Source organism: Acetobacter fabarum, assembly GCF_022483405.1.
GTDB classification, from domain to species: domain Bacteria; phylum Pseudomonadota; class Alphaproteobacteria; order Acetobacterales; family Acetobacteraceae; genus Acetobacter; species Acetobacter fabarum.
Window position 1 is genome coordinate 2,734,795 of record NZ_JAKVNI010000001.1, and the last position, 13,969, is coordinate 2,748,763.

General features: G+C 58.9%; 11 protein-coding genes and 1 tRNA gene. 6 read left to right on the forward strand and 6 right to left on the reverse strand.

What is annotated here, in order from left to right:
- Positions 1–41: 41 nt before the first annotated feature.
- Entirely contained in the window at positions 42–725 is a 684-nt protein-coding gene (locus tag LKE65_RS12720) for a YoaK family protein (RefSeq protein WP_253527116.1), read from the forward strand.
- A gap of 107 nt (positions 726–832) precedes the next feature.
- On the opposite strand, the gene LKE65_RS12725 is transcribed toward LKE65_RS12720, so the two are convergent.
- The 4 genes from LKE65_RS12725 to radA form a co-directional block, all read right to left on the reverse strand.
- Entirely contained in the window at positions 833–2,203 is a 1,371-nt protein-coding gene (locus tag LKE65_RS12725; RefSeq protein ID WP_086645235.1) for an amino acid permease, read from the reverse strand.
- Between the two features lie 69 nt (positions 2,204–2,272).
- A complete protein-coding gene (locus tag LKE65_RS12730; RefSeq protein WP_086645380.1) occupies positions 2,273–3,760 on the reverse strand; it encodes a hypothetical protein in 1,488 nt (495 codons plus the stop codon).
- Between the two features lie 618 nt (positions 3,761–4,378).
- Positions 4,379–4,452, reverse strand: a tRNA-Gly gene (locus tag LKE65_RS12735).
- A 57-nt stretch (positions 4,453–4,509) separates the two neighbouring features.
- Positions 4,510–5,901 carry a DNA repair protein RadA gene (gene radA, locus LKE65_RS12740; RefSeq protein WP_086645234.1) on the reverse strand — a complete coding sequence of 464 codons (1,392 nt, stop codon included), beginning with the start codon at positions 5,899–5,901 and terminating at the stop codon, positions 4,510–4,512.
- Positions 5,902–6,123: 222 nt separating this feature from the next.
- Here radA and LKE65_RS12745 point away from each other — a divergent pair, with 222 nt between their 5' ends.
- The 4 genes from LKE65_RS12745 (at position 6,124) to LKE65_RS12760 (ending at position 10,717) form a co-directional block, all read left to right on the forward strand.
- Positions 6,124–6,909 (forward strand): MlaE family ABC transporter permease, encoded by a 786-nt coding sequence (locus LKE65_RS12745; RefSeq protein ID WP_086645233.1) that lies wholly within the window; start codon positions 6,124–6,126, stop codon positions 6,907–6,909.
- Between the two features lie 11 nt (positions 6,910–6,920).
- Positions 6,921–7,709, forward strand: coding sequence for an ABC transporter ATP-binding protein (locus LKE65_RS12750; protein WP_278741881.1), 789 nt, complete (start codon positions 6,921–6,923; stop codon positions 7,707–7,709).
- An 88-nt stretch (positions 7,710–7,797) separates the two neighbouring features.
- On the forward strand, positions 7,798–7,941 hold the full coding sequence (locus LKE65_RS12755) for a hypothetical protein (RefSeq protein ID WP_165925134.1): 144 nt from the start codon (positions 7,798–7,800) through the stop codon (positions 7,939–7,941).
- A 352-nt stretch (positions 7,942–8,293) separates the two neighbouring features.
- Complete coding sequence (locus LKE65_RS12760) at positions 8,294–10,717, forward strand: DUF3772 domain-containing protein (protein ID WP_408744106.1); 2,424 nt, start codon at positions 8,294–8,296, stop codon at positions 10,715–10,717.
- 89 nt (positions 10,718–10,806) lie between these two features.
- On the opposite strand, the gene LKE65_RS12765 is transcribed toward LKE65_RS12760, so the two are convergent.
- Both LKE65_RS12765 and gmk read right to left on the reverse strand, forming a co-directional pair.
- Positions 10,807–12,303, reverse strand: coding sequence for a replicative DNA helicase (locus tag LKE65_RS12765; RefSeq protein ID WP_086645231.1), 1,497 nt, complete (start codon positions 12,301–12,303; stop codon positions 10,807–10,809).
- Positions 12,304–12,365: 62 nt separating this feature from the next.
- Positions 12,366–13,016: a guanylate kinase gene (gmk, locus tag LKE65_RS12770; protein WP_278741883.1), complete on the reverse strand. Its 651-nt coding sequence runs from the start codon at positions 13,014–13,016 to the stop codon at positions 12,366–12,368.
- A gap of 110 nt (positions 13,017–13,126) precedes the next feature.
- On the opposite strand from gmk, the gene LKE65_RS12775 reads away from it, so the two are divergent.
- Entirely contained in the window at positions 13,127–13,945 is an 819-nt protein-coding gene (locus tag LKE65_RS12775) for an SDR family NAD(P)-dependent oxidoreductase (RefSeq protein ID WP_278741605.1), read from the forward strand.
- The last annotated feature ends 24 nt before the right edge of the window (positions 13,946–13,969 follow it).

A 13,969-nucleotide genomic window follows, 5' to 3' on the forward strand; every position in this document is an offset into this window, starting at 1 on the left:
TGTGCCACCGTTTTCCCTTTTTCATGTCGTCAGGAGATACAATGACAACCCGCGCGGGGCATGATGCCAAACTGGTCGTTGCCATTTTGCTTGTTACCATGGCCATGGGCATGCTGGACGCCATTTCTCTGCTGCATCTCAAGATTTTTGCAGGCTACATGACCGCCACCATTATTCTGATGGCCGTCAACATCGCAACGTCTCAGGCCATTGTGCTCTCGGGGCTGGAGGCCATTGGCTTTTATTTTCTGGGGGCCATGCTCGGGGGGCGGCTTGTACGCCGCCAACGCAGCATTCGGGCCATTGTGGGGGATATTCTACTGGGCGTGGGGGCTATGGTCGGCCTTGCCGCGTGGATCTGGTCGGCCAATATTCCGGGTGATATTTACGTCACTCTGGCCCTGCTCTCCTGCGCCATGGGGTTGCAGACATCGGCCACACGGCACGCCAAACTGCCCGACATGGTTTTACCCGCAGCCACCATGGTGCTGCACGGGCTTGCCCATAACAGTTCCGCCGCCGGGGGGAGCAGTTCTGGCACCCTGCGCCGTGTTGCGGCTATTTTAAGCCTGTTTGTGGGGGCGGCCATTGGCACGCTGGTTTCCGGCAGAAGTGTCTCTTTGGGCATTGCGCTGGCTGGTGGCACCATTGTTGTGGCGGGCGGCCTGCTTCTGCTGCGCAAACACCCGCTGGCCTTCCATCTGGACCGGATGAGCATTCCGTAAAAACCTGTGCCACAGTCATGGCCTTTGGGCGCAGCCCGAAGGAGCCAAAACCAGAAAGGCCCGCCATAACTGGCGGGCCTTTCTGGTTTACGGGGTAAGGCTAAAAATCAGGCGGTCTGTTTGTTCTGCATGGCAAAGTAGGATGCCAGAGCGTAGCAGACCACCGATGTACCCAGCGTTGCCAGAGCGGTCATACGCTCCTCGGGGTTGATCAGCATGGCAACAAATACCAGCACCACACCGGCAAGAGTTGCGTAATTGCACAGCGGGAACAGGAACAGCGTGTAATTCCCTTTTTCTGTCCCATTCCGGCGGGCTGCAAAACGGGTGGTGATGTAAGCGGTTACAATCAGGCTGTAAATCAGCAGGATAACCCCACCACTACAACTCAGCAGAAACGCAAAAATAGTCTGCGGCGCCAGAATGGAGGAAAACGCCACCAGAGTGCCCGCAATGCTGCTGACCGTAATGGCGAGCCTTGGCGCGGAACTGGCGGAACGGCGGGTCAGGAACGCCGGAGCATCGCCCTGTGCGGCCAGTTCGGTCAACACGCGCGAGGTAATATACATGGCGGAGTTAAGGCAGGAGAGAATGGCGCTCAGCACCACAATGCGCATCATCATGCCCGCACCGGGAATGCCCATTGTATCCATGGCGGTTACAAAGGGGGACCGCCCGGCCACAATGCTGTTCCAGGGCACAACAAGCAGGATCATGGCAACAGAAGCCAGATAGAACAGGGTTACGCGTGTACCAAGGCTGCGGGTAACCCGTGCCACGTTCTTGTCCGGCTCGGGGGATTCGCCGGCCGCAACCGTTGCAATTTCCGACCCCATCATGGTGAACAGAATGGTGGGAATAATGGACAGCACCGCCACAATGCCATGCGGCATAAGGCCACCATGCCCCACAAGGTTATGCCATGCCGGTACGCCGGGGCCAAAAACATGCACCACATACAGCGCGCCAACAGCCACAAAAGCCAGAATGCTGAACACCTTGACTGCGGAAAGCCAGAACTCGCATTCTCCAAACACGCGCGGAGCCGCAAAATTGACCAGTTTAAGCAGCACGATCAGCCCAATGGACAACACCCATATTGGCAGGTGAATCCAGTCCTGAATCAGGATTGCTCCGGCTATGGCCTCGCTCCCCAGCACCACAACCCAGAAAAACCAGTAAAGCCAGCCCGAGGTAAAACCCAGCCTGTCCCCGTGTGCGGCGCGGATATATTCTACAAACGAACCACGGCCGGGGTCTGCCACCACCATCTCGCCCAGCATGCGCATGACCAGAATAACCAGTAGCCCGACCATGACAAAAGCCAGCAGAACCGCCGGACCTGTCGCCTGAATTGCAGCCCCGCTCCCCACAAACAGACCCGCGCCAATGGTCCCGCCCAGCGCGATCATGGCGATGTGGCGGCTCCGTAGCCCGGTGGCAGGTTTAACGGTGGGCTTGGTGTTCTGCTCAGCCATTGAGGGGTCCTTTATTCTTGTTGGCTTGGTGCGTTCATAACTCAAGAGGAATAAACTGGGAAATGCCCCTTAAAAGTGCTTGTAAAAATATGCCTCAACCACCCCGGCGTGATGGCCAATTTTGGGCATGGGCTGGCTCCCCGGCACCCCGGCTTTAGACAGGGCCCGCCCGGCCGGTCCGGCAAAGGCGGCCCCGCCAGCCAGTGCGGCGGATGTGTTTTCGTCCAGCGTGTATTCAACCGAGGCATCCAGCTCGTCCGATACATGGCGGCCGGTGTTTTTGAGCCCCATGCCCGAAACATGGATAAGCGACAGGTCATAAAAATGCAGACCAAGCTTGACCTGATCACCCGGGCGAATCAGGTGCACGGGAGGGATCACGGTCAGGTCAATCTGGTGGTCCTCCAGATCGGACAGGGGGGCCAGATACATGCCCACAATTTCGCCCGGCCAGTAACCGCCATAAGTGTAGCGCTTACCATCATACAAAAAGAACGTATCGTAGTTGTGCTTGACGCCCCCCTTGGCATTTTTGCCGCCACCAAAGCGGGTGTAACGGTAAAAAACATGCGGGGTCCATGGCAGCATGGAAAACGTATAGCCCGGCTCAAAATACATTCCGTAAGCCGAGACCCCTTTATACCCGTTGCCCGGGTGGCTGTTCTGCTCCGAAACAAAATTGCCATAGAACGTAAAGTTCTTGGAAATACCCATGGCCTTGACCGGCAGCACCGTGCCACCCCAGCTCAGGGCAGCCACATTCATGCCATTCCGGTCCGCACGGGTTGAATAATCATAATGGGCGGATGTATCGGCATCCCGCACATGAAAATAGGTGAGCGTTACATAAGCGGCGCGGTCGGCATAAACCGATGCCCCATGCCCGCCAGCCTTGTTGGCAAACCATGTCACGTCAAACCCGACAAAACTGGTTTTGGGCCGGTCAAAGCCCCGGTCGATATCGTTATCCGAATTGCTTTCAAGCATGAACACATCGGCGCGGATGGGGTCACCTTCCAGCTTGATCACCCCAGGGCCGGAAAAGGCAAAACGGGGCGCATACCACCATGCCCCGCGCTCGCCCGAGCTATAGGTGCCCTTGCCGATCAAAAACCCGTCATCCACCGCAAAAGCCTGACGTCCGCCCTGAACGGTAAAAACCTGATGCCCACCCGCCAGACGCACCGGCACACGCACCCCGGCATAGGCTTCTTCCAGATAGATCGAGCGTGGGGTACCCGATGTTTGCGAAACCTGCTCGGCATCCCCATCCCCCAGGGTGGTTGCACCAATGGCTGAGGCATTGCCAATGACATCAAACCCCCAGCCGGTCTTCCATTCCCCCTTAAGCATGGGCTTGCCATACAGTTCGCCATAAGTCGTGTTTGCATGGCGTGTGTAACCACCCGAAGCCCGGGGCGCGTAGGACCCACCGCCAAAATTGGTGTGCGGCAGATGGAACGCAGCCCCCCCAATATCCAGCCCGCTCTGGATGGTGACGCCACTAATCGAGATAAGCGTCTGTTCTGCCTGTGCGGGCACGATCTCGCCCAGCATGCTGAGCAATAGGGAACAGAAACCAAACCTGAGCGCGCCGGAAAGCCCTGCCCCCGCCGCACGGGCAGAACATGCGCGCCCCCGGCCAGCAGGGTATGGCTGCACAGCCTGAGCGGGAGCGTAACAGAACAGGCCAACATGATTTTTGGGTGTTTGCAGCAGACCAATCACGCCCAGAAGCACTCCCCTTGAAAATAAGCTATAGAACCCGCGCACCCACAGTCCGGGCCAAGCAATGACATATAATCATCGCATTATCCTATAATATGTTCAAGATGATATAAGAAAAAATACGTAACAGCCTTACTTATGCATTCTTTAAACCACTCCACTACAGATACAAGTAATGGGGTAATTTTATATCGTTTCTTTTACGGTTCATCCTGAAAAATAACCTTAATATACCGATACCGAAATAATATACACAGTAATCAATTCAGCCCCTGTTAACCGCGCCCGCCCAATATATTTTAATGGATACATAAAGCATGGCCTGCCGCACCCGCTTATTGCGGGTAAAATGCAGGCACACAGCCCCTACACCCCACCATGCCCAGAAGCAGGTTTAGCGTGGACCGAAAATATTTTTTGCCAGAATTATTTAGGGGAAAGCACGCATGGAGCGGATGAGGGGAATCGAACCCCCGTATGCAGCTTGGGAAGCTGCCGTTCTACCATTGAACTACATCCGCATAGCGCGTGGGCGGCTTATAGCGCGCTCCAACACGACTTGCAATGCCATACGGATATTATTCCGCCTCCACATCCGGGCCAACCAGATCGGAAATATGGCCCAACTCAAGCAGGCTCATGCCTTCAGGCGGGCGGGAGCGCGCACTCCCCCGGGCTATACGGCGTGGCAGAACGGCCTGTGTAAAGCCCAGCTTGGCGGCCTCTTTTAGCCGTGCATCCGCCTGCGACACCTGCCTGACCTCCCCCGACAACCCGACCTCTCCAAAATACACGGCACCGGGGCTTGTGGGCACACCACTGGCGGCAGAAACCAGAGCCGCTGCCACAGCCAGATCGGCCGCAGGCTCAACCACCCTAAGCCCACCGGCCACATTAAGGTAAACATCCATGCCCGATAGCTTGAGCCCGCAACGTGTTTCCAGCACTGCCAGCAGCATGGCCAGACGCCCGCTATCCCACCCCACCACGGCCCGGCGGGGCGCGCCATCCCCCCCTTTGGGGGAGAGAAGCGCCTGTACCTCCAGCAGCACGGGGCGCGACCCTTCCAGCCCTGCAAACACGGCGGAACCGGCAATATTGCCCCGCCGCTCGGCCAAAAACAGGGCAGAAGGGTTGCTGACCTCCTCCAGCCCACGGTCTGTCATGGCGAATACGCCAATTTCATCTGTCGCGCCGTAGCGGTTTTTGGCAGCGCGCAGAATACGGAACTGGTGCCCCCGGTCGCCTTCAAAATACATGACCGCATCCACCATGTGCTCCAGCACACGCGGGCCAGCCAGTGCGCCCTCCTTGGTCACATGCCCGACCAAAATAAGACTGAAGCCCCGGCGCTTGGCGGCCCTGATCAGCTCAAACGCGCAGGCCCGCACCTGCGAGACTGTTCCGGGCGCGCTATCCACCGTTTCCAGCCACATGGTCTGGATGGAATCGATCACCACCACCTTAACGTCCGGCTCGGCTTCAAGCGTTGCCACAATATCCGCAACGTTAATGGAGGCCGCCAGGTCCAGACTGGATTCCACAACCCCCAGACGGATGGCGCGCAGGCGGATCTGGTCCACCGCCTCTTCCCCCGAAATGTAGAGAACCCGCTCCCCCTTGCCCGCCAGACGGCTGGCCGCCTGCAACAGCAGGGTGGATTTGCCAATACCCGGGTCCCCCCCGACCAGCACCACAGAGGCCGGAACCAGCCCCCCGCCCAGCACCCGGTCCAGCTCCGCAATACCCGTGCCCGTGCGCGGGGGAAGTTCAACCTTGCCCCCCAGCCCATGCAGTTGCACACGCCGCCCCTTGCCTGCGCGGGGGGATGCCGAGGAGGCCGCCAGAGGCTCCACGGCCATTTCTTCCAGCGTATTCCATTCCTGGCAGGCATCACACTGGCCTGCCCACTTGGCATGAACAGCGCCGCACGCTTTGCACACATACTGGCGGGACGTTTTTTTGGCCACGAAGACTCCCCTGTTCCTGCCCTGCTGGAGCGTTATAAATGGAATAAAACAAGAACAAACTCAAGCCCCGGCACAGGCAGTGCCCCACACCACACCAGTGCGAGACCTCCCCTCCGGGCCGACAAAACAAAACCATGCTTTGACGAACCCGGCCCGAACGGGTTACGGCTCACACCACAGCAGACCCAGACCACACACAACAGGAACAGACAGCCCGAACCCATGGATATGGTGCTTGATCTTGTGGCCCGCACAGGCCGCGCCACACTCTCGCTTATCCGCAGTGCGGGCGCTCTGGCGCTCTTTGCACTGGCAGGGTTGTCCCACATTCTGCGGCCACCGTTCTATGGACGTGTGTTTGTACGCACGTTTCTGGAAACCGGGTTTTTCTCCCTGCCGGTTGTGGCCCTGACCGCCCTGTTCTCGGGCGGGGTTATTGCGCTGCAATCCTATACGGGTTTTGCACAGTACCACGCCCAGAGCGCCATAGCCGGGATTGTGGTGCTGGCCGTAACCCGCGAACTTGGGCCCGTGCTGGCTGGCCTTATGGTGGCTGGCCGTGTGGGGGCCGCCATGGCCGCCCAGATTGGCACCATGCGCGTGACCGACCAGATTGATGCGCTGAGCACGCTCTCCACCAACCCCATGAAGTATCTGGTCGCCCCCCGCCTGCTGGCAGGCATGATCGCCCTGCCCCTGCTGGTTCTGGTAGCGGACGTACTGGGGGTGGCTGGTGGCTTTACGGTTGCCGTGGTCAAGCTCGGGTTTTCTCCCACCGCTTATATTACGGCAACGCTTAACTCGGTTAAGGTCATGGACGTAACGGTGGGGCTGGTTAAGGCCGGGCTGTTCGGGTTCCTGATCACGCTCATGGGCTGCTATTATGGCTATAACAGCAAGGGCGGGGCCGAAGGCGTAGGCTCTGCCACCACATCGGCCGTTGTGGTGGCCTCCATTCTACTGCTGGCCTTTGACTACCTGATTACAGACCTGTTCTTCTCACAATGAGTGCCGCAGCCATGGACCAGAGCATGACCAGTGCTCCCCCCAAAATCCGTATTCGGGACCTGCACAAATCCTTCGGGGATAAAAAGGTGCTTGATGGCATTTCGCTCAATGTGCCGCAGGGAACGTCGTTTGTCATTATTGGCGGGTCAGGCTCTGGCAAGTCCGTTCTGCTCCGCTGCATTCTGGGCCTGATGACCCCGGATTCGGGCAGTATTGAAATTGATGGCGAGGACGTACTTGCAGCCTCCGCCAAGCGGCGCGACCAGCTCCGTAGCGAAATTGGCATGCTGTTCCAGAACGGCGCGCTGTTTGACAGCCTACCCGTATGGGAAAACGTGACCTTTGGCCTGCTCGCCCTCAACAAGCTGACCCGTGCCAATGCACGCGACAAAGCCGGGGCCATTCTGGAGCAGGTGGGGCTGGCCCCATCCGTGGGGGACCTGTTCCCTTCCGAGCTGTCTGGCGGCATGCAAAAACGTGTCGGGCTGGCGCGCGCCATTGCTGCCCAGCCCAACATTCTGTTTTTTGATGAACCCACAACCGGGCTGGACCCGATTATGGGTGCTGTCATTGACGGGCTGATTGTGGATTGCGTTAAAAAGCTCGGATCCACCGCCATTGCCATTACGCATGACATGGCCTCCGCCCAGCGGATCGGGGATGAAGCCGCCATGCTCTACAAGGGCAAACTTGTCTGGCAGGGGGCTGCGGCATCGCTCATGGACAGCGGCAACGATTACGTGGACCAGTTTACCCACGGCCGCCGCCAAGGCCCGATTACCATGGAATTAAGACGATAACGATTTTAACGGCCTTCTAATTACCTTGCCCATGGCAGGCGGGAATGAGATAGAGACACTCATATCCATTTGTGGAGAAAGACACATAATGAAACGTGCGGTTCTGTTGCTGGCATGCGCGCTTGGACTTTCCGCCTGTGGAATGTTCCACCACCCTCCGCACCAACTGACCAAACCCGCACAGTGGGAGCCCTTGGGCTACCACGACCACCTGAGCAGCAGCGACAACTAACCCGCTACAAGGCAACCCACGGGGCACAACACAGGGTGCCCCGGGCGGGCCTATCCGGGCGCAGGCGGGTATAAGCAGCACGCACCCCGTGGCAACTGGCAGCAGGGTATAAAATACATCCTGCCATCGGGTGCAGACCGCGCAAGGGCAGGCCAGTAATGCCCGTATGCTCTACAGTATGGCCCTTGCCGCCAGACCGTTTTCAAAAAAGATAAACTTTTCTCACATTAATCCGGCCATGGTATAAAGCTCCCCGGCTTTGCGCCATGGCGGCATGCAACCTGTTATCCGCCCTGATCGTTTTAAGCCGTAATGTTTCTTTTCCACGGCGCAAGGTTGCCTGATGCTTCGTATGCCTGTCCGCGTAGTTTTTTTACTTTCGCTCTTCCTCTTTTCCCTTCCCGGCCTGTCCGCTCCGGCTGGTGCGCAGAATACCGACCAGCCCGTAACGGCAGGCAGTGCGCCTACCCCCCTGATCATGAGCGCGCAGGATATTGTTTCTGACAAAACGCTTGATGAAATCGGGGCGGAAATCCGCTCGATCTACACAAGTGGCATAGCGGAACAGCAGGCAGGGCACAGTGCGCTGGACCTGAGCGCGCTGCTCCAGCGTGCAACGGCGGTTTCCACACGCACAGACAGGTTGATGGCGCGGATCAAGCCGTATCAGGACATCTACCAGAACTTTGTGGATATTCTGGGCAAGCCCCCCGCCAAGGATGACCCACCCGAAGCCGCATCCATTACCGAACAGCGCGCAAGCCTGAACCGGCGGCAAAAAGATATTTCCGCCCGCATGACCCGGCTCAGGCTTTATCAGGTCGAGGCGCAGCAGCTCGTGAATGAACTGCGCCAGCATGACAGCGCCATCCAGCAGGCCACGCTGTGGCAGCAGATGCCCTCCCCACTTGGGGTCAACTTCTGGTCGCAGTTTGTACAAAGCGCACCACAGGATGGCCGCAGGCTGAATGCACTTGGGGCCGAAACCCTTGCCATGCTGGCAACAGCCCTGACCGGCAAACGGGTTTTTATAACATTGGCCGGCCTGTGTGCATCCATTCTGCTGCTGGTCGGGTGGCTGAACGCACGCAAACCCGTGCGCCTGCTGTGTAGCCGCTTTTTGCCCACAGGCCGCGTGCGCCCCATTGCCGCAACGGTTCTGTGCGGGGCAATAAGCGTGCTGGCCTGCGCCATCTCCTTTCAGGTTTTCTGGAACACGCTGGCATTTGACAACCCCGCTGTGGGGGATGATCTGGACCAGCTTGCCAGCATGGTTGCCACACAAGCCCCCTTGTGCGGGTTGGTGCTTGAGCTTGGGTTCTGCTTTTTAAGCAGCAAGGCAGAATGGCGTGTTTTCAACATGTCGGACGATCTGGCCCGCAGCCTGCGCCTGTTCCCCGCATGGTTGGCCATTGCCATGATCGTACGGGGCATCCTGCGTTATGTGGATACGCAGAGCGGGCTTTCCCTGCTGAGTGTGCAGCTTATGGATGGGCTTTATACCCTTGCGGTCAGCCCGCTCCTGTTTGCCATTCCGCGCAAGCTGCGCCTGACAGCCGCACAGGATCAGGAGGAAGATGCCGAACCGGGCGTAACGGAGCAGACCCCGCCACTCGCACAGTTCCTGCGCAGCATGGCCATGGGTATTTCCATCATCTGCTGGATTGCAGTACTTTCGGGCTATATTCCCCTCGCCTACACCCTGATCTCGTGGGTGAGCGTCATGGCGCTGAGCATGACCACGCTCTTGCTGCTGTCCATGCTCACAACCGCCATTGGGGGCGCACTATTTGCCTCCCGCGCGCCGCTGGGCCGCCATCTGGTGGAACTGGGGCTGCCACCGCGCCTGATCAATCAGGCCAGCATTCTTATCCCCGGCCTGATCAACGTGCTGCTGCTGGCTGTAGCCTATGCCGTGGCCACATCGGGCGCCAATTTTGACCCGCCCCAGATATGGCAGCAGCTTTACTCCCTGTTCCACGGCACGGAGGACAGCAATACATCCTCCGTCTCGCTCGATGCCATTCTGCTGTGCGTTGCCTTGCCGCTGGTGGGGTACCAGGCCATCAAAATTGTTAAATCGTGGTTCCAGCAAAGGTTTTTCCCCGCCACCAATCTGGACATAGGCGCACAGGCCTCCATCCTGAGCATACTGGGGTATGCGGCATGGATCCTGATCGGGCTGGCCATGTTTGCAGCCCTTGGGGTTACGGTCAAAAGCATGACATGGGTTGTCAGCGCCCTGTCGGTGGGGATTGGTTTTGGCCTGCAATCCATTGTGCAGAACTTTGTATCAGGCATTATTCTTATGGCCGAACGCCCTGTCTCTGTTGGAGATGTGGTGACCATTGCAGGGGTTACCGGCAAGGTGGAGCGCATTAGCGTACGCTCCACGGACATAAGGCTGGACGACAAATCCACCATGATTGTCCCGAACTCGCAGTTTATTACATCGGCGGTCAAAAACGCCACACGGGCACAAAAGCCCGGCGTGTTTACCGTGGAACTGGACCTGCCCTTTGCCTCGGACCTGAACAAGGCCAGCAGCGTGGTTATTGCCACCCTGAGCGCTTGTGCCGATACCGACCCGGACAGCCCCCCGACCGTAAGCATGACATCGGTTGCCGATGGCTCGGCCGTGCTGACCGGCTCAGCCAAAGCACGCGACGGGGTGGAAATAAAAACAGCCCGCAGCAGCGCGCTGTTTGCAATCTGGCAGGCGTTTCAGGAAAACGAGATCCCCGTCACATTCCGCCAGACCGTGCGCGCGCCCTAAGCACCCGCCCACAACAGCAAAAAGCCCGGCCCCATTATGGGAGCCGGGCTTTTTTACGCGCAGGTCACGCCAGCCAGACGGGCTGGGCATTACTGCTCGTGAATATTATCCAGATCGGCAAAGCGTGTGTATTCGCCTTCGAAGAACAGGTTAATGGTGCCTGTTGGCCCATGACGCTGTTTTTCCAGAATCAGTTCGGCCTTGTTATGGACCAGCCCCATCTTGCGCTGCCATTCGTCCATGGCCACTGCGTATTTATCCATGGAATCATAGGCAGTTTCCTTGGGCATACGCTGTTGCAGGTAATATTCGTCACGATAGACGAACATCACCGCATCGGCGTCCTGCTCAATGGAGCCGGATTCACGCAAGTCAGAGAGCATTGGCCGCTTGTCCTCACGGCTTTCCACCTGACGGGAGAGCTGGGACAGCGCAATAACCGGCACTTCCAGTTCCTTGGCAATGGCCTTGAGGCCCTGCGTGATCATGGAAATTTCGAGCACGCGGCTTTCAGGGCGGGTGCCAACGGAGGGGCGCATAAGCTGGAGGTAATCCACCACAATCAGGCTCAGCCCCTGCGTGCGCTTAAGGCGGCGGCAGCGCGTACGCATGGCGGAAAGCGAAATGGCAGGCGTATCATCAATCAGCAGTGGCAGGCGGGACAACTCGTGGCTGACCCGCACAAACCGGTCAAACTCCTTTTGCCCGATATCACCCCGGCGGATACGCTCGCCCGATACCTCGGCCTGTTCGGACAAAATACGTGTAGCAAGCTGCTCGGCCGACATTTCGAGCGAGAAAATGGCAACAGACCCATTGGGTTTGCCCCCTTTTTCCTCCGCGTCGTCCATCAGGGAGCGCGCGGCGGAAAAGGCAATCTTGGTCGCCAGCGCCGTTTTACCCATAGCCGGACGCCCTGCAAGGATAAGCAGATCGGACGGATGCAGCCCACCGGTCTTTTTATCCAGATCCCGCAGGCCGGATGTCAGGCCCGTAACGTGCCCTTCGCTTTGGAAGGCAAGGGCTGCTACATTGATCGCACCTGTGAGCGCCTTGTTGAAGGCGACAAAATCGCCCTCCTTGCCTTTTTCGGTCGCCAGTTTGAACAGGGCTTCTTCCCCTGCCTCAATCTGGTCAGGGCCGGACAGGTCCCCCGTTGCCCCAAAGGCGCTGTTGACAACATTTTCGCCAATCTCGATCAACTGGCGGCGGATCCACGCATCATGGATGGCGCGCCCGTAATCCCCGGCGTTGATAATCCCGACCATGGATGTCAGCAGTTTGGCCAGATAGGCCATGCCGCCCACGTTATCGAGCATGCCGGAGTTTTCCAGCTCCGCGCGCATGGTAACGGGGTCGGCCAGTTGCCCGTTTTCTATCCTGCGGGCAATGGCGGCATATAACTGCCCGTTCACGCGGTTGGCAAAATGCTCCCCGGCCAGAAAGTCGGATACCCGGTCATACGCCCGGTTATTGGTCAGCAACGCGCCCAGCAGCGCCTGCTCGGCCTCAATATTGGCCGGGGGCTGGCGCAGGGTCAGCCCCAGCAGGCCATCTTCCTTTGGTTTGTCGGTCTGTGTTGTCATGCTCACATTAATGGCCTGTTACGGGTACGGGTCTGGCATATGGCGCGGGGCAGGTTGGGCTTTCAGGCACCAAAGGTTGCCACAAAATCGGCAAGTCCGGTTTGCCTGCGCGTCAGCAGGCGGCCCGCCACCAGCACGGAGCGTGCCTCGGCCACGGCCCGGTCCAGTTCTGTGTTGATGATAACACTATCAAACTCCTGCCAGTGCGAAATTTCATCCCGCGCGGCAGCCATACGCCGGGCAATTTCGTCCGGGTGGTCGGAACCACGGCCTTGCAGGCGGCGTTCCAGTTCCTCCAGAGAGGGGGGGAGCACAAACAGGCTGATCACATCCCCCGGCAGGGCCTCACGTATCTGCCGGTGTCCCTGCCAGTCTATGTCGAACACCATGTCATGGCCTGCGGCAAGGGCCTGCTCCACTGGCGCACGGGGGGTGCCGTAGCCCCGGCCGAACACAATGGCCCATTCCAGCAGTTCACCCGCCTGCGCCATGGCCTCAAACTGCTCCATGGTCCGAAAATAGTAGTGCACGCCCTCTTTTTCCCCCGGTCGGGGCTGGCGCGTGGTCACGGACACAGAATGTTTGAGTTTTGTATCCGACGCACGCAGCGCATTGGCGATTGTTGATTTGCCAGCACCCGAAGGGGCAGAAATAACAAGGCATACGCCCCGCCGCGTTGCATGACCCGGATGAGCCGTTCCATTGTGCGCCATACTGCTCTTTTCACACCCTGTCTGTTCAAACTTACGCTCTTGCCCCTTCATGCCAGAAGCGGCCATGCTGCGCCACCGCGCTCTATGCCACAAGGAAGGCGGACCTTGCCATGCAACACAACACTGTTCTCATAACCGGTGCATCCTCTGGTCTGGGGCGCGCACTGGCCCAGACCCTGGCCCGGCCCGGCCGCACGCTCTGGCTGGGTGGGCGCAACACGGCACGGCTGGAAGAAACAGCGCGGCACTGCATAAGCCGTGGCGCTGCCGTCCACCTGAACATATGCGATGTCACAGATACCGCAGCCATGGCGCAATGGGTACATGGCACAGGTGGGGTGGACATGGTTCTGGCCTGTGCGGGCATTACCGGCGGCACGCGCAAGCCCACAGACCCGGATAGTGCTGCCACCGAACCACAGGCCCAGATCCGCCGGATTTTTGCAACCGACCTGACCGGCGTGCTCAATACCGTGCTCCCCGCACTGGAGCTGATGCAAAGCCAACCCCGCGCCGCAGATGGCATGCGCGGGCGTATCTGCGCCATTTCCTCCGTAGCCGGGCTTGTCTCCTTCCCCGGCACACCCTCTTACAGTGCGGCCAAGGCGGCGGTGGACAGGTTTATGGTGGCAACCGGGGGCAACGCCAAAAAGGCGGGTATTCTGCTCAGCTCGGTTGTCTGCGGTTTTCTGGACACGCCCATGGTGGCGCGCAACACGTTCCCCATGCCCGGCCTGACCGATGTTAACAGCGCATGCCGCCGCATTCTGCGCGGGCTGGCCCGCAATGAGCGGCGCATTACTTTTCCGCTCTGGCTGGCGGCGGGCTCACGCCTTATGGACCTGTTGCCCATAACACTAGCAGAAGCCTACTATAACAACCAGCCTGCCGGAGCCCCCGGCAGCATGCCCGAACCCGACCTGAGTTGACCCCAAACCCCACCCCCAGCCCAG